The 19,320-nt window shown below is 69.2% G+C and carries 20 protein-coding genes, 1 pseudogene and 1 riboswitch; of the genes and pseudogenes, 7 read left to right on the forward strand and 14 right to left on the reverse strand.

All coding sequences use genetic code 11. The features are described 5' to 3' along the window. Positions 1-69: 69 nt before the first annotated feature. From NDR87_RS15755 to NDR87_RS15765, 3 genes are read right to left on the reverse strand one after another with little or no spacing between them, the layout of a single operon-like run. The gene (locus tag NDR87_RS15755) at positions 70-1,635 is read right to left on the reverse strand and encodes a precorrin-2 C(20)-methyltransferase (protein WP_251913703.1); all 1,566 of its coding nucleotides are present in this window, start codon (positions 1,633-1,635) and stop codon (positions 70-72) included. Next, positions 1,632-2,267, reverse strand: coding sequence for a precorrin-8X methylmutase (locus NDR87_RS15760; RefSeq protein WP_251913702.1), 636 nt, complete (start codon positions 2,265-2,267; stop codon positions 1,632-1,634). The genes NDR87_RS15755 and NDR87_RS15760 overlap by 4 nt, the downstream gene beginning before the upstream one ends. A gap of 50 nt (positions 2,268-2,317) precedes the next feature. Further along, positions 2,318-2,755 (reverse strand): Lrp/AsnC family transcriptional regulator, encoded by a 438-nt coding sequence (locus NDR87_RS15765; protein ID WP_251913701.1) that lies wholly within the window; start codon positions 2,753-2,755, stop codon positions 2,318-2,320. Between the two features lie 154 nt (positions 2,756-2,909). Here NDR87_RS15765 and ddaH point away from each other — a divergent pair, with 154 nt between their 5' ends. Then, positions 2,910-3,791 (forward strand): dimethylargininase, encoded by an 882-nt coding sequence (gene ddaH / locus NDR87_RS15770; protein WP_251913700.1) that lies wholly within the window; start codon positions 2,910-2,912, stop codon positions 3,789-3,791. Here the strand turns inward: ddaH and NDR87_RS15775 are convergent. From NDR87_RS15775 to NDR87_RS15795, 5 genes are all read right to left on the reverse strand, one after another. Beyond that, positions 3,760-4,350: a hypothetical protein gene (locus NDR87_RS15775; RefSeq protein WP_251913699.1), complete on the reverse strand. Its 591-nt coding sequence runs from the start codon at positions 4,348-4,350 to the stop codon at positions 3,760-3,762. The genes ddaH and NDR87_RS15775 overlap by 32 nt on opposite strands. A 23-nt stretch (positions 4,351-4,373) precedes the next feature. Then, a complete protein-coding gene (locus NDR87_RS15780; protein ID WP_251913698.1) occupies positions 4,374-4,814 on the reverse strand; it encodes an SRPBCC family protein in 441 nt (146 codons plus the stop codon). Between the two features lie 107 nt (positions 4,815-4,921). Beyond that, positions 4,922-6,160, reverse strand: a complete 1,239-nt coding sequence (gene cobG, locus NDR87_RS15785; RefSeq protein WP_251913697.1) for a precorrin-3B synthase — start codon at positions 6,158-6,160, stop codon at positions 4,922-4,924. Between the two features lie 12 nt (positions 6,161-6,172). Then, positions 6,173-6,517, reverse strand: coding sequence for a hypothetical protein (locus tag NDR87_RS15790; RefSeq protein ID WP_251913696.1), 345 nt, complete (start codon positions 6,515-6,517; stop codon positions 6,173-6,175). Beyond that, complete coding sequence (locus tag NDR87_RS15795; RefSeq protein ID WP_251913695.1) at positions 6,518-6,772, reverse strand: hypothetical protein; 255 nt, start codon at positions 6,770-6,772, stop codon at positions 6,518-6,520. A 255-nt stretch (positions 6,773-7,027) separates the two neighbouring features. Next, positions 7,028-7,151: riboswitch (cobalamin riboswitch) on the forward strand. Positions 7,152-7,183: 32 nt separating this feature from the next. On the opposite strand from NDR87_RS15795, the gene cobN reads away from it, so the two are divergent. Then, on the forward strand, positions 7,184-10,903 hold the full coding sequence (gene cobN / locus NDR87_RS15800; protein ID WP_251913694.1) for a cobaltochelatase subunit CobN: 3,720 nt from the start codon (positions 7,184-7,186) through the stop codon (positions 10,901-10,903). A gap of 233 nt (positions 10,904-11,136) precedes the next feature. Next, positions 11,137-11,667 carry a hypothetical protein gene (locus tag NDR87_RS15805; RefSeq protein ID WP_251913693.1) on the forward strand — a complete coding sequence of 177 codons (531 nt, stop codon included), beginning with the start codon at positions 11,137-11,139 and terminating at the stop codon, positions 11,665-11,667. Positions 11,668-12,234: 567 nt separating this feature from the next. Here NDR87_RS15805 and NDR87_RS15810 read toward each other — a convergent pair. Beyond that, the gene (locus NDR87_RS15810; RefSeq protein WP_251913692.1) at positions 12,235-12,615 is read right to left on the reverse strand and encodes a PPOX class F420-dependent oxidoreductase; all 381 of its coding nucleotides are present in this window, start codon (positions 12,613-12,615) and stop codon (positions 12,235-12,237) included. 9 nt (positions 12,616-12,624) lie between these two features. Beyond that, complete coding sequence (locus tag NDR87_RS15815) at positions 12,625-13,194, reverse strand: PadR family transcriptional regulator (RefSeq protein ID WP_251913691.1); 570 nt, start codon at positions 13,192-13,194, stop codon at positions 12,625-12,627. A gap of 106 nt (positions 13,195-13,300) precedes the next feature. Between NDR87_RS15815 and NDR87_RS15820 the strand changes: the two genes are divergently transcribed. After that, positions 13,301-14,014, forward strand: a complete 714-nt coding sequence (locus NDR87_RS15820) for a glyoxalase (protein WP_251913690.1) — start codon at positions 13,301-13,303, stop codon at positions 14,012-14,014. A 3-nt stretch (positions 14,015-14,017) separates the two neighbouring features. Here the strand turns inward: NDR87_RS15820 and map are convergent, their stop codons facing one another. After that, the gene (map, locus tag NDR87_RS15825) at positions 14,018-14,785 is read right to left on the reverse strand and encodes a type I methionyl aminopeptidase (RefSeq protein WP_251913689.1); all 768 of its coding nucleotides are present in this window, start codon (positions 14,783-14,785) and stop codon (positions 14,018-14,020) included. Between the two features lie 77 nt (positions 14,786-14,862). Here map and NDR87_RS15830 point away from each other — a divergent pair, with 77 nt between their 5' ends. Both NDR87_RS15830 and NDR87_RS15835 read left to right on the forward strand, forming a co-directional pair. Then, a complete protein-coding gene (locus NDR87_RS15830; protein ID WP_251913688.1) occupies positions 14,863-15,126 on the forward strand; it encodes a helix-turn-helix transcriptional regulator in 264 nt (87 codons plus the stop codon). Between the two features lie 60 nt (positions 15,127-15,186). After that, a complete protein-coding gene (locus tag NDR87_RS15835; protein WP_251913687.1) occupies positions 15,187-16,116 on the forward strand; it encodes a carbon-nitrogen hydrolase family protein in 930 nt (309 codons plus the stop codon). On the opposite strand, the pseudogene NDR87_RS15840 reads toward NDR87_RS15835, so the two are convergent. Beyond that, a pseudogene (locus tag NDR87_RS15840) lies at positions 16,113-17,110 on the reverse strand (IS481 family transposase). The gene NDR87_RS15835 and the pseudogene NDR87_RS15840 overlap by 4 nt on opposite strands. 121 nt (positions 17,111-17,231) lie before the next feature. Further along, a complete protein-coding gene (locus NDR87_RS15845) occupies positions 17,232-18,167 on the reverse strand; it encodes a S1C family serine protease (protein ID WP_251913883.1) in 936 nt (311 codons plus the stop codon). A gap of 210 nt (positions 18,168-18,377) precedes the next feature. Here NDR87_RS15845 and NDR87_RS15850 point away from each other — a divergent pair, with 210 nt between their 5' ends. Then, positions 18,378-18,755 (forward strand): VOC family protein, encoded by a 378-nt coding sequence (locus NDR87_RS15850; RefSeq protein ID WP_251913686.1) that lies wholly within the window; start codon positions 18,378-18,380, stop codon positions 18,753-18,755. A gap of 40 nt (positions 18,756-18,795) precedes the next feature. Here the strand turns inward: NDR87_RS15850 and NDR87_RS15855 are convergent, their stop codons facing one another. Next, positions 18,796-19,308: a MarR family transcriptional regulator gene (locus tag NDR87_RS15855; protein WP_251913685.1), complete on the reverse strand. Its 513-nt coding sequence runs from the start codon at positions 19,306-19,308 to the stop codon at positions 18,796-18,798. Positions 19,309-19,320: the final 12 nt, after the last annotated feature.

The following is a 19,320-nucleotide window of genomic DNA, read 5'->3' on the forward strand; positions in this document are numbered from 1 at the left end:
CCGTCGGTCACCGACACCACCCCTTCCCAGTCAACGCCCCACAGTGGGATGTTACAGGTGGTTCGCTGTTCAACTACGCAGGGGTGGTGGCGGGTCCGCGGGCCGGTAGCGGCGGGAGGTGAATACTCTTGTACCGCCGGAGGTTTCGAAGGCGGCGGTGGTCGACGCGCCGATGATGACGAGCGTGCGCATGTCGACCACGGCCGGATCGAGCTCGGCGAGGGTCAGTACCCGCACCGATTCGGTCGGCCCCCCGACATCGCGGCCGAGTACGACGGGCGTATCGGGTTTGCGATGTTCGAGCAGCAGATCCCGCATGGCCGCGACCTGCCAGGTGCGCTGCGAGGACGCCGGGTTGTAGAGCGCGATGGCCATATCCGCGGCGGCCACCGCCGACAACCGCCGCACGACCGCGTCCCAGGGCTTGAGCCGATCCGACAGCGAGATCATCGCGAAGTCGTGCCCCAGCGGCGCGCCGACGCGCGCGGCCACGGCACTGGCCGCGGTCACCCCGGGCAGCACCCGCACCGGAACATCGGCCCACCGCGGATCCGCCGATTCCTCCACCACGGCCGCGGCCATGGCGAATACGCCCGGATCTCCGGACGAGACGACCGCCACCCGCGCCCCGCGCTTGGCCAGATCCAATGCCATGGCGGCTCGTTCGGCCTCCACCCGATTGTCGCTGGCGTGCCGCCGCTGTCCGGGCCGGACGGGCACCCGGTTCACATAGGTGGCGTAGCCGACGATATCGGTCGCCTCGGCCAGTGCCCGGGACACCTCGGGGGTGGTCCAGCCGGGCGCGCCGGGGCCCAGCCCGACCACGACGACTTCGCCGCCGTCCGCCGCCGTTGTCGCCGTGGTCGATTCGACCCGTACGGCCGGTTCGGCCCGGTCGGACAGCGGAATCGGTGTGGTCGGCCGCGGGCCGGGCACCAGCGTGATCGAGAAGTACGGCACCTCCGCGTCGTCGACGTCGGCCGCGCGCAGCACCCGCTGGCGGGTGGTGCTGGCGCGTTCGACGTAGTAGGCGTCGTCCAGGCGGCCCGCCTCGGAAAGGGCCTGTCGCACACCCGGATACGTGCGGCCGAGTTTCATCACGGCGGCGGCGTCGGTGGCGGCGAGGCGGGCGGCGAGTTCGTCGGCGGGCATGGTGCCGGGCAGGATGGTCAGCACCTGATCGCCCTCGACCAGCGGGGTGCCCAGCGCGGCCGCGGCGGCGCTGACCGAGGTGATGCCGGGGATGATCTCCGCCTCGAATCGGTCGGCCAGGCGGCGGTGCATATGCATGTAGGAGCTGTAGAACAGCGGATCGCCCGCGGCCAGCAGCGCCACCGAGCGCCCGGCCTCGAGATGGACGGCCAGCCGCGCCGCCGCGCGCTCGTAGAACTCCTCGATCGCGCCCTGATAGCCGCCGGGATGATCGGTGGTCTCGGTGGTCACCGGATAGATCAGATGCTCCTCGAGCTGCCCGGGCCGCATATAGGGTGCGGCGATACCGCGCGAAATGCTGCGGCCGTGGCGGGCGCTGTGGAAGGCGATGACATCGGCCGCGCCGATGATGCGGGCCGCCTTGACCGTGACCAGCTCCGGATCACCCGGGCCCAGGCCGATTCCCCAGAGTTTGCCGCTCATTCCTGTTCGCTCGCAATCGCATTGAGCGCGGCCGCGGTGATGGCGCTGCCGCCGCGGCGTCCGCGCACGGTCAGGTACTCGATCCCGCCGTATTGCGCCAGGGCGTCCTTGGATTCGGCGGCACCGACGAAACCGACCGGAATGCCCAGCACCGCGGCGGGCCGGGGCGCGCCCGCGTCGAGCATGTCGAGCAGGTGGAACAGCGCCGTGGGCGCATTGCCGATCGCCACCACGGCACCGGCCAGCCGGTCGCGCCAGAGTTCCAGCGCCGCGGCGGATCTGGTGTTGTTCAGGGTGCGGGCCAGCTCGGGCACGCGCGGATCGGCGAGCAGGCAGCGGACCTCGTTGTTCGCGGGCAGCCGTTTGCGGGTGACGCCCGCGGCGACCATGTTCGCATCGCACAGGATCGGCGCGCCCGCGCGCAGCGCCGCCCGCGCCCGCGCCACGACATCGGCGCTGAAATCCACCTCGGCCGCGAGATCGACCTGCCCGCAAGCATGAATCATGCGCACCACGACCTGCGCGACATCGGCGGGGAAGCGGTCCAGATCGGCCTCGGCACGAATCGTCGCGAACGAGCGCCGGTAGATCTCGGCCCCGTCGGTGAGGTAGCTGGTGCGCACGTCGGACATGGCGTCCACCCTAGAAGTGCGCCCGGCGGGCGATTTCGACGGGCCTGCGATCAGGTTCGCGGTCGTTCCAGCAGGCGGGACATGACGATGCTGCTGCGGGTGCGGCCGACGCGCGCGTTCTCCCGGATTCGCTCGACGGTCGACTCGATCTCGGCCATATCGGTGGCCATCACATGCACCAGCGCGTCGGCCTCGCCCGCGATGGTCCACACGCCGACCACCTGCGGAATCGGTTCGAGGCCGCGCCGCAGTTCGGCGGGGGAGATGTTGTCGCGGTAGTAGACCTCGACATAGGCCTCGGTGCGCCAGCCCAGGGCGGCCGGATTCACCTGGGCGGTGAAGCCGGTGATCTGCCCGCCCGCCACCATCTTGTCGACCCGGCGCTTGACCGCGGGCGCGGACAGCCCGACCGCCGCACCGATCTCCTGGAACGACGCCCGGGCCTGGCGCAGGAGATGGGCGAGAATCCGCCGATCGAGATCGTCCATGTAGCGCTCCTCACACGCCGCGATGAATTTATCGTGAACGGCGCAACGATTCGACGCTTGCAAGGTCATCTGCGCAACGAATTGTTGTTCCTGGCGCAACACTACGGCATTTACCTTCGTGTCTAGTCCTGTAGCGCCGAACCTGGGAGCCTCGTTGACCTCCGTAGCCACGCTGCCCGCGCCCGAACCGGCCGGTATTCGCCAGCCCACGCCGCGTCGTTTCCTGATGTGCCGTCCCGACCACTTCGACGTCTATTACGCGATCAATCCCTGGATGGATGTGACCACCCCGGTCGATCGCGAGCGCGCGCTGGCGCAGTGGGAGAACCTGCGCGCCACCTTCGAACGCCACGGCCACACCGTGGAGGTGATCGCCGGTGAGCCCGGTCTGCCGGATATGGTCTTCGCCGCCAACGGCGGCCTGGTGATCGGGGATCGGGCGCTGTCGGCCCGCTTCGCCAATGCCGAGCGCGTCGCCGAGGGTCCGGCGTATCACCGCTGGCTGGCCGGACAGGGCTTCGCCGAGGTGGCCGCCGCGGCCGAAATCAACGAGGGCGAGGGTGATTTCGCGATCGTGGGTGAGCGGATCCTGGCGGGCACCGGATTCCGCAGCTCGCCCGCGGCGCATCGGGAGGTCGAACGGTTCTTCGGGCTGCCGGTGATCACGCTCGAGCTGGTCGATCCCCGCTTCTACCACCTCGACACCGCGGTCATGGTGCTCGGCGACACGATCGCCTACTACCCGGCGGCCTTCAGCAGCGCGAGTGCCGCCCTGCTGACCCAGCTGTATCCCGACGCGATCATCGCCAGCGAGGAGGACGCGGTGGTGCTGGGTCTCAACGGTGTGTGCGACGGCAAGCACGTCTTCCTCAGCGATCGCGCCACCCATCTGTCGGATCGGCTGCGCGAGCGCGACTACGAACCGATCGGTATCGATCTGTCCGAACTGCTGAAGGCCGGTGGCAGCGTGAAGTGCTGCACGCTGGAACTGCACCCCACTCGGGTCAGAACGGCAGTCGCGCCCGCCATGGGCTGACCGACCGATCGTGCAGCGGATGTGCCAGCACGGCGAACCGGAACAGCATCAGCGCCCCGCTGAGCTGTAGGACCGCCAGCGGCACCTCCGCGAGCAGGGCGGTGCCGACCGAGATCCAGACATCCCCGGAGTCGGCGGTCACGATGTCGAACCAGGCGTCGACGAGCAGCAGTAGTCCGGTCCCGAACGCGGGCAGGAGCAACAGCAGTCGTCGGCGCCAGCCCAGATAGGCCGTGGCCGCCATCATCAACACCAGCACGATGTCGAAGCCGATCCAGGCCAGCGACCAGTTCCGGGCGTGATACTCGGCGGGCAGCGTCAGCCCCAGATAGACCAGCCACGGAATCATGGCGAGGGTCCCGCCGACCATGAGCGTCAGCCGCAGCCGCCGATGCAACCGCACCACCTCCGGCGGCGGCAGCAACGGCTCGATCGGCTCCCGCAACCGCCGGATCAGATCCCGGCGCTGAAACTCCGACAGGGCCGCGATCTCGGCATCACTGAGGACCCCGGTCGTCGCGGCCCATGGCGACCGGTCCTCCTCGGCGGGACGAACCATGGGTTCATCCTGCCGCACCGGATTCAGCCGCGGCGCAGCCGTTCGTCGATGGCGCGGAATCCCGCGGCGAAGACGTCCGCGCTGATCGACGCGGCGACCGGAGCCAGGGCCACGCCCTCGGTGGTGAAGTCGGCCCACCATTGGGCGAAGGTCTTGCCGGAGTCGGTGACCGGGATCAGCCGCACCCCCGCGATGTAGTCGCGCACCGGCATCGTGGTCTCGATGATCGCGTATTCGAATTCGAATTCGCCCGGCTCGAACTTCAGCAGTCGCTCGCGCACGAATCCGTCCGTCAGTGTCAGATACCGCATCGCGCCGACCGTGCGCGCGTCCGGGCCCGCCTCGAGGCGGCTTTCGCGGATCGCCGGATGGAATGCGTCCAGTCCGTCGAAGTCGTCGAAGAATGCCCAGACCCGTTCGATCGGCGCATCGAGGACCGAGCTGGCGAATGCGGTGTGCTGCATGGGATGTCCTTCTTCGCGTCACGAACGCGTTCGGTTGCCGGGCATTGCGGCCAAGCTACCAAAAGATTGTGCGGGTCAACCATATTCGCGTCTCGAGACAGCGCCGGTCAGGCGCCCCGCGGCGGCTCCACCCGATAGCCGGTGGGCGTGGCGACGATGTCGGTGACCGGACCGCGCGGACGTCCGCACCGGCGATCGCAGCCGGACCAGTGCTGACGGCCCGTCGCGACGATCCGCTCGGCCGGGAGTTCGGCGCCGGGGGCCGGGGTGGTGCTGGTGGGATAGGCCGCATTGCCGTTGGTTTCGCTGGGGAGGACGGGGCCGTCGTCGTGCACGCGGCCCGAGGCGACGGCCGTCGCCGCATCGACGCGAACATCGGTGTGGGACTTGGCGCAGCCGGGTTTGCCCGCGCAGGCGGTGACCAGCAGCCAGGGGGATTCGGCGTCGAAGATCAGACCCATGGGGGCCAGCACCCGCACCACCTGTTCGGCGGCCCACTCGTCGAGATCGGGCACGATCAGGCTGCGCCAGGGCGTGATCAGGATCGGGCGGTCCACGGCCGTGAGGAATTCCGCCGTCCGGGCGGGCAGACTCCCCAGGGGCACGCCGGCGCCCAGCGCCACCCGGTCGTCGGCCTGGGTGAACCACCCGACCGGAATATCATGGCGCACAGGAAGTTCCACCGGCTCGGCGGTCGGCGCGAGGCCCAGTGCCGCCACGATTCGCGCCGCGCCGTGCGGGATCTCGTGCAGCCGCCAGTGATCTCCGCGTAGGTCCTGGAACACGTGCGCGGCGGCCACCAACACCGGTAGCACTTCCGCGCGCCCGAGCCGGATACCGCTGTCGCGCCCACCCAGCAGCAGTGCGTACGCCTCGGCGTCGGTGGCGTGGATGCCGAGGTCGCCGCCGAGTCCGCTGACATCGCCGCGCCCGTCGTCGAGGGTGAACAGCACGCGCCCCGGCAGCTCCGCCAGCCGCGGCGCGGCTCGCAACTGCGCGTCCAGCAGCGGCACCAGCTGCTGCACATCGGTCCGGCCACCGACCCGGCCGGACAGCGGCGAGGCGACGATATTGCGCACCCGCTCGTGGGTGGGACTCGGCAGCAGATCGGCCGCCGCGAGTCGCGCGGCCAGGGCGTCCGCATCGCGCATCCGGCGCAGCTGCACATTGCCGCGCGAGGTCAGTTCGATCGCGCCGTCGCCCAGCTCCCGGGCGGCCTCGGCCAGCGCCCGCAGCTGATCCGGTCGAAGCAGCCCGCCGGGCAGGCGAATCCTGGCCAGCGGACCGTCGGCGGCCCGATGCAGCCGCAGGACGCCGGGGCAGGAATCGGGTTCGGAACGCGTCATGACCCTCCCAGCCTACGGGCCGGGCAGATCGGACCTACGGTCGCCGGTTCGGGGGTACGGCCTCGGTGGGGCGTCGCGGCGGGTGACGAAGGGCGGGGTCCGCTGCCAGGAATCGACGAGCAGATTGGGCGTGGCGTGGTGCTCGACGTGATCGCGATGGACCGTCGTGGCGATGAGCACGACGGCCAGGACGAACGCGCCCGCACAGATGCCGCCGCACAGCACCGCCCAGCGGGTGTTGCTCGTCCCGGCCGCGGTCAGCGCGATGGCCAGCGTCGCGAATCCGATCAGCACGCAGAAGTACCCGGCCCAGGCCACGAAGCGGTTGCGGCGAACCCAGCGCGGGGTCGCCGACATCTAGGACCATCCCCTTTCCGGCCGCTCGTCCGCCGGGTCGTGGCCCTTCCAGGGCGGCTCCGGGACATAGCTGTCCGACAGCAGATGCGGCGTCTCGTGGTGATCGACCCGGTCGCGCCGAGCGGTCGATTCGAATACCAGCAGGCCCGTGATCGCCACGGCCGCACACAGTCCGGCGGCGGCGATGGCCAGCCCGCTGCGGTGGCCCGCGGCCGCCGCGAGTGCCATGGCCAGCAATGCCACGGCAATCATCATGCAGACAATTCCTGACCAGGCAGCGAAACGGTTGCGCCTGGCCCACCCGGGTGAGTTCGGCATATTCACAGCGTACGCTCCGACCGGTCGGTCTGATAGCACCGGACGGCCCGCGACACCCGGAAGCCTTTGTGTTCGACACGCCGCTAGAAGCGGACATAAGGCGCGGGTTTGCGCATAAGGGGTGCGGCTGTCCGTTTCGGCGTTGCGTCGATTTCAGCCCGCGGGCACTGTGGGCGATGCGGGCGGTGGCCGAAGGCCGTAGCCCACCCGGGGGCGATGTAGCATCCGGGGGCTCGTCGAAAAGAGGAAACCGGTGCAATTCCGGTGCGGTCGCGCCACTGTGACAGTCAGACCCTCTCGGCGAGCGCGACATCCGTGCTGGGCGCGTCACCCGAGGAAGGCCGAACCGTGATTCTGCTGCTGTCCACCTCCGACACCGATCTGCTGTCCGCGCGCGCCAGCGGCGCGGACTACCGGCTCGCCAATCCGTCCCGATTGCTGCTCGACGACCTGCCCGCGCTGCTGGACGGCGTGAATCTGGCCGTCGTGCGCATCCTCGGTGGCCGCCGGGCCTGGGAGGAGGGCCTTGAAGCGTTGCGCGCCAGTGGGATTCCGGTGGTGGCGGTCGGCGGCGAGATGGCCCCCGACGCCGAGTTGATGGAATGTTCCACCGTCCCCGGCGGTGTCGCCGCGGATGCGCACAACTACCTTGCCGCGGGCGGTGCGGGCAATCTGCGCCAGCTGCACAACTTCCTGTCCGATACGGTGCTGCTCACCGGTCACGGCTTCGAGCCGCCGGTGCAGCTGCCGAACTGGGGCGAATTGGAGCGCACCGCGCGGAGTTTCGACGAGTCGGTTGCGACCATCGCCGTCCTGTACTACCGCGCCCAGCACCTGGCCGGGAACACCGCCTATATCGACGCGCTGTGCACGGCCATCGAGAATGCCGGGGCCCGTCCGCTGCCGCTGTACTGTGCCTCGCTGCGCACCGCCGAGCCGGAGTTGATCCAGACCCTGCGCGGAGCCGACGCGCTGGTGGTCACGGTCCTGGCGGCAGGCGGCAGCAAGCCCGCGGCGGCCGCGGCCGGTGGCGACGACGCCGCCTGGGACATCGGCGAACTCGCGGATCTGGACGTCCCGATCCTGCAGGCGCTGTGCCTGACCAGTGGCCGCGTCCAGTGGGAGGACAACGACGACGGCCTGTCCCCCCTGGATGTGGCCACCCAGGTGGCGGTGCCCGAATTCGACGGGCGCATCATCACGGTTCCGTTCTCGTTCAAGGAGTTCGACGCCGACGGCCTGTCGACCTATGTGCCCGATCCGGAGCGCGCGGCGCGAGTGGCGGGTATCGCGGTGCGCCATGCCCGGTTGCGGCACATTCCGGCCGAGCGGCGGCGGGTCGCGATCGTGTGGTCGGCCTATCCGACCAAGCATGCCCGCATCGGCAATGCCGTGGGTCTGGACACTCCGGCCAGTGCGATCCGGCTGCTCACCGAGATGCGTTCGGCCGGTTACGACCTCGGCGCGCCGGGCGAGGTGCCCGGACTCGAGGAGCGTGACGGCGATGCCCTGATCCACGCGATCATCGCCGCGGGCGGGCAGGATCCGGACTGGCTCACCGCCGAACAGTTGGAGGGCAATCCGATCCGCATCGGCGCGCGCCGCTATGCCGCCTGGTTCGAGACCTTGCCGGAGCAGTTGCGCGCGGCCGTGATCGAGGCGTGGGGACCGCCGCCGGGCGAGCTGTACGTCGACCGCTCGGCCGATCCGGAGGGCGAGATCGTCATCGCCGCACTGCGTTTCGGCAATATCGTGCTGATGGTGCAACCGCCGCGCGGATTCGGCGAGAATCCGGTGGCGATCTACCACGATCCGGATCTGCCGCCGAGCCACCACTATCTGGCCGCCTATCGCTGGATCTCCGATCCGGACGGATTCGGCGCGGATGCCATGGTGCACCTGGGCAAGCACGGCAATCTGGAATGGCTGCCCGGTAAGACCCTCGGCATGTCCGCGGCGTGCGCGACGGATGCGGCGCTGGGCGATCTGCCACTGATCTACCCGTTCCTGGTCAACGATCCGGGCGAGGGCACCCAGGCCAAGCGGCGCGCGCACGCCACCCTGGTCGACCACCTCATCCCGCCGATGGCCCGCGCCGAGACCTACGGCGACATCTCCCGGTTGGAACAGCTGCTCGACGAGCATGCCAACATCTCGGCCCTGGATCCGGCCAAGCTGCCCGCGATCCGCCAGCAGATCTGGACCCTGATGCGGGCGGCCAAGATGGACCACGACCTGGGTCTGACCGAGCGTCCGGACGAGGACTCCTTCGACGACATGCTGCTGCATGTCGACGGTTGGCTGTGCGAGATCAAGGATGTGCAGATCCGCGACGGCCTGCATGTGCTGGGCCAGGCGCCGGTGGGCGAGGGCGAACTGGATCTGGTGCTGGCCATGTTGCGCGCTCGTCAGTTGTGGGGCGGGGAGATCGCGGTGCCGGGCCTGCGGGAGGCGTTGGGACTCGACGAGTCCGGCGGCGAATCGCGGGATCGCGTCGATGCGGTGGAGTCGCGTGCCCGGGCGTTGCTGGGGGCGTTGCAGGCGGCCGACTGGTCGGTCGATGCCGTGGACGATGTGCTGGCGCGGCTGGTAGTGACCGCCGAGCAGAGCGAGGATGTGGCCGTCGCGCAGGTAGCTGCGCCTGCGGCGGACGCCGAGGGCGCGCTCGCGACGGTGACGGGCAGCGGCGCGGTGCCTACCCGGATCGCGGTCTCGGCGGAGCGGGTGGACACGCTGCGCGCCGTCCTGCGCTTCGCCGCCACCGAGGTGGTGCCGCGGCTGCGGCAGACCGGCGTGGAGATCGACCGGATTCTGCACGCCCTCGACGGCGGCTTCATTCCCGCCGGGCCGAGCGGATCGCCGCTGCGCGGGCTGATCAATGTGCTGCCGACCGGGCGCAACTTCTACTCGGTGGATCCGAAGGCCGTGCCGTCGCGGCTGGCCTGGGAAACCGGTCAGGCCATGGCGGATTCGCTGTTGCAGCGCTATCTCGCCGATCACGGGGAGTATCCGCGCTCGGTCGGACTGTCGGTGTGGGGTACCTCGGCCATGCGCACCTCCGGCGACGATATCGCCGAGGTGCTCGCGCTGCTGGGGGTGCGACCGGTGTGGGACGAGGCCAGCCGCCGCGTCACCACCATCGAGGCGATCCCGCTCGCCGAGCTGGAGCGCCCGCGCATCGATGTGACCGTGCGCATCTCCGGCTTCTTCCGCGATGCGTTCCCGCATGTAGTGACGCTGCTCGACGATGCGGTGCGGCTGGTGGCCGAGCTCGACGAGCCCGCCGAGTCGAATTACGTTCGCGCCCATGCCGAGTCGGATCTGGCCGCGCACGGTGATGCCCGCCGCGCGACCACCCGCATCTTCGGGTCCAAGCCGGGCACCTACGGAGCGGGCCTGCTGCAGCTGATCGATTCCAAGAGCTGGCGCACCGACGACGATCTGGCGCAGGTCTACACCGCCTGGGGCGGCTACGCCTACGGTCGCGATCTCGACGGCGCACCGGCGGCCGAGGATATGCGCAGCGCCTACCGTCGAATCGCGGTGGCGGCCAAGAACACCGACACTCGCGAGCACGACATCGCCGATTCCGACGACTACTTCCAGTACCACGGCGGCATGGTGGCGGCGGTGCGGGCGCTGACCGGGAAGAATCCGGAGGCTTATATCGGCGACAGCACCCGTCCCGACGCGGTGCGCACCCGAACGCTGTCGGAGGAGACCACCCGCGTGTTCCGGGCCCGCGTGGTGAATCCACGCTGGCTCGAGGCGATGCGCCGACACGGGTACAAGGGTGCGTTCGAAATGGCGGCCACCGTCGACTATCTGTTCGGCTACGATGCCACCACCAATGTCGTTGCCGATTGGATGTATGAAAAGCTTTCGGAGAGTTACGTTTTCGACGACGTGAATCGCAAGTTCATGGAGCAGTCGAATCCGTGGGCGTTGCACGGAATCGCCGAGCGCCTGCTCGAGGCCGCCGAGCGCGGGCTCTGGGAGCACCCGGAAGCCGCTACGCTGCAGCGGTTGCGGCAGGTGTATCTGGAAACCGAGGGCGAATTGGAATAATTCGCTCGCGCGTATGCCCCCCGAAACAGTGGCTTCAGCGCGTCGGCAATCAAGAGGAGCATGAGTAACATCCGGGCGGTGGTTTCGAAATGTCGCCCGGATGATGGAAGCCCTTCGGGGACAGGACAATTGGTTCCGTTTCCCGATTCGTCCTGCGGCCGGGCGCGGCGATGTTCGATCCGCTCACGCGGGCACGTTCGGGCGAATCGGCTCTTCGATTGCAGGTGACATAGATGAGAATCGCGAAAGTGGCCGCCGCGGCGGTACTCTCGACGACCGCGCTGGGCGTTGCCGCGGCCACGGCTCACGGTGAGGCGAACATCGCGACGGTGCCCGTGGTCAGCAGCGTCGACCAGGGTGTCGAGTACACCGCGGCGGTGGCCGCCGACCGCTCGAGCGCAACCGTCACCCTCGCGTCCGGCAAGTTCGTGACGACACCGGCGGGCGTCTCGGTGCAGGCGCCCGACGGCTCGGTCGTCGCAACGGTGCCGACGTCCATCCAGACGGTCGCCGGTCAGCAGGTCCAGGTGGCGCCCCAGATCGATGCCGCCGCAACCACGTTGACGTTGCACCCGGTCGGCGCGGCGGTGCCGGAACCGGGGGCGGCGCAGTTCATCGGTGATGCTGGCACGACCGTCGCCGGTGTTCTGATCGGCTGTGCGATCGGTGCGCTGATCGGACTCATCTTCCTGGTGGTGGGTCTGATTCCGGGTTGCGTCATCGGCGGCATCATCGGCGGGATCGTCGGCGCGAACCAGCCGTGAGATGAACCTGCGGCCGCCGCCCCGGCCGCGGGAACAGGGCCGCCGATCAGCAATAGCCGCTGATCGGCGGCCCGCCCCGTCAGCAGACGGGACCCGCCGCGCGTAGGAATCGTTGGGCGGTGCCGCGCGGATGCTCGGGCCGCGATCGAGTTCCTCGACTGGCTCGAAACCCTCGACACCCCGTTGAATGCCGTCTCCCAGCACCACAGGCCGTGCGCGAATACCGGTAATCCGCAACGGCCGGGACCCCAGGCCTGAGCTCGAAATCGTCCTCCACCAACGATTCTTCTGTCATGAGACGCAGTATGAGCCCACGGCCCAACACGATTCCGCCGCCCGATCCACGGATCGGTCGGACTTGACAACTCGGCGGCCCTCCCGCTTGCCCGCCTCGAAATACCTCCGTGGTCTTCCCCGCCAACCCGTGTCCGATTGCCTCGGCGGTCCTCCCTGTTACCCCGTGTCCGATTGCCTCGGCGGCTGTCCCTGTTACCCCGTGTCCGATTGCCTCGGCGGCTGTCCCTGTGACCCCGCCTCCGAACGCCCCCGGGGCGGGCGGAGGCGGGGTCAATCTGCCGTGATCTCGATCCCGATCGTGCCGTTTCGGCCGCGGCGGAGGAGGCTGCCGGTGACGGTCAGCCAGCCCTGGAGGTGGTATTTGCGTTTGATGAGGTGGCGGACTCGGTTGGTGGCGGTGGGGTCGAGGATGCGGGCGGTGCCGCGGATTACCTGGCCGCGGGGTTTGCCGGTGACCGAGCAGGGTTGGAGGGTGACGGTGGGGTTGTTGCGCAGGCGCTTGACCTTTCCGCTGTCGGTTACCGTCCAGGCGTAGAGTTTGTCGCCGTCCAGGACGGCCCAGACGGGGGTGCCGACTGGGCTGCCGTTCTTGCGAAACGTGGTGAGCAGCACGTAGTTCGCGGTGCCGACGTCGCCGAAGGGGTTGTCCACCCGGGCAGCCTAACCCGCGGACGGTGCGTCGTCGTCGGCCATCCGGTATTCGCCGGACTCGAGGCGTCGCACGAGTTGTTCGGTCCAGTGGGTGAATTCGCCGAAGACGCCGCTCCACAGCTCGAGCAGATCGGGGAAGTGCGGGGCCTCGGGGCGGGCGGGGAAGCCGGGCACCATCGCGAGCAGATCGTCGCGCACCTCTGCGCTGCGGCGGCGCTGATCGGTCAGCAATTCCATCACGCGGGCCCGGGGGAGCGCGTCCATGAAGGCCACGCCCGCGCCGAGTTCGCGCATATCGAGACTGCTCAGGGCGGATTCGAGGCGCTGGAGGAACTCCTGCTCGCCATCCGGGGTGAGTTCGAACAGGGTGCGGCCGGGGCCCTTGTCGCTGGCCTCGGTGCCGAGGGCGCGCAGTTTGTCCTCCGCGGTGAGCTGTTTGAGCGCGTGGTAGATCGAGCCCGGCTTGACATTGGTCCAGGTCTCGGCGTGCCAGGACAGCAACTCCTGCCGGACCGCGTACCCGTGAGTGGGCTGGCGCAGGCGGATCACGCCCAGCACCAGCAGCCGGACGGCGGACATGCGGGACTCCTCTCGGTCGCCCCACATACTAATCAAATTTGACTTCACCGAATCGCGGGCCTAGCTTGGGCTAGTCAAATTTGATTAGCGATACAGGAGGTCGCGGATGGGCGGCACTTCGATTCCGGTCCTGTGGAGTGGGGATCTCCCGGCCACGCTCGAGTTCTATCGGGCCCTCGGCTACCGGGTCGTCTCCGAGAAGACCCGGCCCTACAACTACGGGATCGTGACCCGTGACGGATACGAGGTGCACTTCGGCCCCTCGCCGAAGCCGATCGACGAGAAGTCGGTCGCCTATGTGGCATGTCTGGTCTACCTGGACGAGGTCGAGGATCTGCACCGGGAATTCACCACCGCCCTGCGCGCCCGGTACGGCCGGGTGCCCGTGCAGGGCGTCCCGCGCATCACCCGCTTCCGTCCGGGTCAGAGCCGATTCACGGTCGTGGACCCGGTGGGCAACTCCATCCTCTATATCCGCCGCGATGAATCCGATATCGAATACGGCGGTTCGAAATCGCTGACCGGCCTGCAGCGTGTCATCGACAACGCCCGCACCCTGCGCGACTTCAAGAACGACGACCGCGCCACCTCCCGCGCCCTCGAAAGCGGCCTGCGCCGCTTCGGCGCCCAGGCGACACCCGTCGACCGCGCGCGTGCCATGGCCATGCTGGCCGAAGTCGCGCTCGCCACAGGAGATTCCGCCCGGGCGGCGGAACTGCGCGGCCAGATCACCGATCTCGCCCTCACCGACGCCGACCAGGCCGTCGTGGCGGCCGAATTACGAGCGGTCACCGATCTGGCGGCGTGGTTGCGGGAGTGACGGTCAGGCGGCCAGCGTGAGAACCGTTGGGCCGTCTGCCGTGATGGCGATGGTGTGCTCGGAGTGGGCGGTTCGGGAGCCGTCGGCGGAGCGGAGGGTCCAGCCGTCGGGGTCGGTGACGATGCGGTCGGTGGTGGCGGCGAACCAAGGTTCGAGGGCGATGGTGAGGCCCGGGCGCAGGCGGTAGCCGCGCCCGGGAGCGCCGTCGTTGGGGACGTGCGGGTCCTCGTGCATGGTGCGGCCGAGTCCGTGGCCGCCGAACTCGGTGTTGACCGGATAGCCGTGGGCGCGGGCGACCGCGGCGATGGCGGCGGAGATGTCCCCGATTCGATTGCCGGGCTGGGCGGCGGCGATGGCGGCGTCGAGGGCCAGTTCGGTGGCGCGGACCAGGCGGCGGTCGGATTCGGCGGCGGTGCCGACGATGACGGTGGTCGCCGAATCGGCGACCCAACCGTCGATGCCGACGGCCAGGTCCATGCTCAGCACGTCGCCATCGCGCAGGGTGTAATCGAACGGAAGTCCGTGCAGCACGGCATCGTTCACCGACAGGCAGACGGTGTTGCGGAATGGTCCGCGGCCGAACGACGGGGCGTAATCCCAGTAGCAGGAGTTCGCGCCGCGCTCCCGGATCCGCTGGCGCACATGCTGTTCCAGCTCGAGCAGATTCACCCCCACCTGGGCCCGCGCGCGCAGCTCGCCCAGGATCTCGGCAACGAATTGCCCCGTCACCCGCATGCGCTCGATCTCGCGCGCCGTCTTCAGTTCGACCACAACCGCCTCCTGATTGGTATTTATATACCGAACAGTAGCGCTTGTGGTATTTGAATACCAGTCGTAGGGTGAACGGCATGGTCCGTCTTCCGCTCACGCCCGCCCAGATCGAGGCCGGTCGCAGGCTCGGCGCGTATCTGCGGGCCGCCCGCGCCGAGCGCGATCCGGGGGAGGTCGCGCGCGCGGCCGGAATCTCGCCGGAGACGTTGCGCAAGATCGAGACCGGCCGGTTGCCCAGTCCGGCGTTCGGAACGGTTGTCGGCCTGAGTCGTGCGCTGGACATCCCGCTGCAGGAGCTGGCCGAGGTGTGGCAGTCCGCCGTGCTGGCCGAATCGGCTTGATGACGTAGGCGCACAAGGCAATACGCGTCCGGTCCGGCGATCGCGCCCTAGGATCGAAGGATGCGAATCGCCGCGGCTCAGGCCCGGCCTGCGTGGCTGGACCCCACTGCCGGAACCAAGATCGTCGTCGACTGGCTGGCGCGCGCCGCCGAGGCGGGAGCCGAACTGGTCGCGTTTCCGGAGACGTTCCTGTCCGGATATCCGATCTGGTTGGCGCACACCGGGGGAGCGCGCTTCGATGATCCGGAGCAGAAGGCCGCCTACGCCTACTACCACGACGCGGCCGTGACCCTCGACGGTCCGCAGCTGGCCACCATCCGGCGGGCGGTCGCCGACCTGGGCGTGTTCTGTTATCTGGGGATCACCGAACGGGTGCGGGGCACGGTGTACTGCACGCTGGTCGCCATCGATCCGGTTCGCGGCGTGGTGAGCGCCCACCGCAAACTGATGCCGACCCACGAGGAGCGAATGGTCTGGGGCATCGGTGACGGGCACGGACTGCGGGCCCACGACGTCGGCCGCTTCCGGGTCGGCGGCCTGTCCTGCTGGGAGAACTGGATGCCGCAGGCCCGGCACGCGCTGTATGCCGACGGCGCGACACTGCACGTGTCCACCTGGCCCGGATCGGTGCGGAACACCCGCGACATCACGAGATTCATCGCGCTGGAGGGCCGGGTCTACTCCCTGGCGGTCGGTTCCGTCCTGGATTTCGACGACGTGCCGAGCGATTTCCCACTCCGGCAGGCGCTGGTCTCGCTCGGCGAATCCGCCGGATACGACGGCGGTTCCGCGATCGCCGGTCCGGATGGGAGCTGGCTGGTCGAGCCGGTGGCCGGTGGGGAGCGGCTGGTGCTCGCCGAAATCGATGCCGCCGAGATCGCCAGGGAGCGGCAAAATTTCGATCCGACGGGTCATTACGCGCGACCCGACGTCTTCGCGGTCACGGTGGATCGGCGGCGGCGCGGCGCGGTGGGTTTCGTCGAGGACTAGATGTGATGTCCGGGGAGGTTGGTCAGCCGTGTGATGGGTGGCTGGTTTCCGATTGCGCTGTGGACTCGATGGTGATTGTAGAGTGCAGCCAGGTCGGTAACGCCGAGCGGCGGTGGGTTTCTGACGGGTAGAAGCGGGCATAGGCCCAGCCGTCGGCCAGGGTGCGATGGAACCGCTCGATCTTGCCGTTGGTTTGTGGCCGGTAGGGCCGTGTGTGTTTCGGGGTGATCGCCAGCTCAGCGCAGGCATGACGCCATGCCGCCGAGCGGTAGGCCGCTCCATTGTCGGTCAGTACTCGTTCGACGATCACACCGCGGGCGGTGAACCAGGCTACCGCTCGCCGCAGCACGGCGATGGCGGTGAGGGCCTTCTCGTCGTCGCAGATCTCGACGTAGGCGACTCGCGAGTGGTCGTCGATGACGGTGTGCAAGAACGCTGTTCCGGTGCGGGCGTGGCGATCGGCGCTCCACCGGCCGGTGCGCCGCGAGGTCGCCGACTGGTTTTTCTTCCCTTGCGCGCGGCCAAGGTAACGCCAGCCGCCGCCGTCGGGAATGTTGCCGAACTTGGTGACATCGACATGGATCAGTGAGCCGGGATGGTCGTGTTCGTAGCGGCGCAACGGCTCGCCGGTCACTCGATCGATGCGCGAGAGCCGGTTGACCCGGCAGCGCACCAGCACCGCGTGCACGGTAGAGGCCGCCAGACCGAGCCGTCCGGCGATCTGGACCGGGCCCAGCCGGTGCCGCCACCGCAGCCGGATCACTTGCCGCACAACCTGCTCCGGTGTGCGGGTCGGGCTGCGGTGCGGCCGCGAACTGCGATCGGCCATCCCGGCCACACCCTCGGCGCGGTAACGATCGGCCCATTTACCGGCCGTGCGCGGCGCGACCATGAACATCTTGGCCGCCGCCGCACAGGTCCATCCTTGCTCGACGATCAATCGCGCCAGTCTCAGACGTGCGCGCGGGGTCAAAGCAGCGCTAGCGTGGACCACGAAGGCCTCCAGTGTGGTGAAGCGGTTACTCGACATCTCCACTTCACAACCGGAGGCCTTCACCCATCAACCACCAAGCCGTCTCGTCACGAACCCGGAACAACCTCCCCGGACATCACAACTAGAGCTCGCCGGTGAGTTCGGTGGGGATGGCGACGACGTCGACCATCGCGCCGTTGCGCAGCACGGTGATCGGCAGGGGGCGGCCGATGGCCTCGGCGAAGAGGTGGCGTTGAATGCCCTGGGCGTCACGGATTTCGGTGCGGTCCACGCTGAGGAGCAGATCGCCGCGGCGGAGTCCGGCACGCTCGGCGGGACCGTCGCGCACGACCTGCACGATGCGGAGCGCGGCCCGCTGTCCGGTGCGGGTGGCCACGGCATCCGGCAGCGGTGCGGGCACGCCCACGATGCCGAGATAGCCGCGGCGGACCCGGCCCTCGGTGCGCAGTGTGGTGATGATCCGGCGGGTGGTGGCATTGATCGGAATGGCCAGGCCCAGGCCGATTCCGGCGACCGCGGTATTGATGCCGACCACGCGGCCGGACGAATCCGCCAGTGCGCCGCCGGAATTGCCGGGGTTGAGCGCGGCGTCGGTCTGGATGACGTCCTCGATGACGCGAGTGGTGCGGCGGGCGCCGACCGGCACGGACCGGCCGAGCGCGCTGACCACACCCGCGGTGACCGATCCGGCCAGGCCCAGCGGGCTGCCGACCGCGACGACGAGCTGGCCGACGACCAGGCTGTCGGCGTCGCCGAGCGGGACGGGCCCGGGCGCCGGGCCGCGGGCGCGGAGCACGGCCAGATCGGAGAGCGGATCGACGCCGACCACGTCGAAGCGGCCCTCGGTTCCGTCGGCGAAGACGACCGTTCCGGTGGTGGCCGAGCCGACCACGTGTGCGTTGGTGAGCAGGAACCCGTCGTCGGTGCAGGTCACCGCCGAACCGCCGCCGCGGCGGGTGTGCACACTGGCGACGTGCGGTGTCACCGCGCGGGCGACCGCGACGATGGTGCGCGAGTACGCGTCCAGCGCCGCGGTGTCGGGTTGGCCGCCCGACAGTCCGCCGCCGAGGGAATCGTCCTGTCCGGCAGCGTCGTTCGCGGGGCCCGGGATCGCGTCGTCAGGCACGGGCGGTCACCACCTCGATTACAGAATTACAGTGTTGCTGTCTCCAGGATCCGCCGAATGCCGCCGCGCGCCAGCGGGTTCGCCGTGGGCGCAATCGCGGACGGTTTCGGTAGGGTGGGTGACGACGAGGTGAGGGGAGTCATGGTGGCGATTGCCAAGCTCGGGGCCATCGCGTTGGATGCCCGGGATCCGGCCGGGCTCGCGCGCTTCTATGCCCGGCTGCTGGATCAGCGGATCGTGCACGAATCCGAGGATGTCGTGGCGGTGGGCGGTAAGGGCGTCGTGCTGACGGTCGAGCGGGTGGCGGATCATCGGCCGCCGGACTGGCCGGGCAATGGGATTCCGAAGCAGATGCATCTGGATCTGTTCGTCGAGGATCTCGATATCGCGGAGCGGCAGGCGGTGGCGCTGGGGGCGGTGAAGGCGGAGTTTCAGCCCGCGCCGGAGCGGTGGCGGGTCCTGCTGGATCCGGCGGGGCATCCGTTCTGTCTGGTGGTTCCGGAGCGGTCGGGGTCCTAAATCCCCCGTCTCGAGAGATTTGAATCGGGTATCGCGCGCACTACGTCGTTTCGTCGGCGAGGCGCCGCAGGTAGACGGCGAATTGGCGGCGGTCGTGTTCGTTCCAGGTCGCGGTGAGCTGATCGAAACACCGGTGTTGCCAGTCGCGCGCTGCGGCCAGCAGGTCGTGTCCGCTGCTGGTGAGTTGCACGACGACTCGGCGACGGTCGTGCGCGGAGTCGCCGCGGGCGAGGTACCCGGCCGCGAGGGCGTCACGCACCATGCGGCTGGCGCCGGAGTGGTCGAGGCCGAGCTGTTCGGCGATGTCGGTGACGGCGGCCTCGCCACCCGTCCGTAGTGCGGCGGCGACGGCTTCCACGACCTGAATGTGCGCCACGCGCCGCAGCTCTCCGTCCGATTCCCGGGTGACTCGCGTGAGCGCCTGACTGCTCCAGCGGCGCGACCAGAAGCGGACCAGTCGAAACAGTGCCGGGCCGCCGTCGACCGCAGGGCCGGAGCGGGCTGCGTTGGGAGCGGTCGCGGTTGGGGTGTTTCGAGTGTCACGTGTGCCCACGGTCGACATTGT

It is taken from the genome of Nocardia sp. CDC159 (assembly GCF_023740735.1).
GTDB classification, from domain to species: Bacteria; Actinomycetota; Actinomycetes; order Mycobacteriales; family Mycobacteriaceae; genus Nocardia; species Nocardia pulmonis.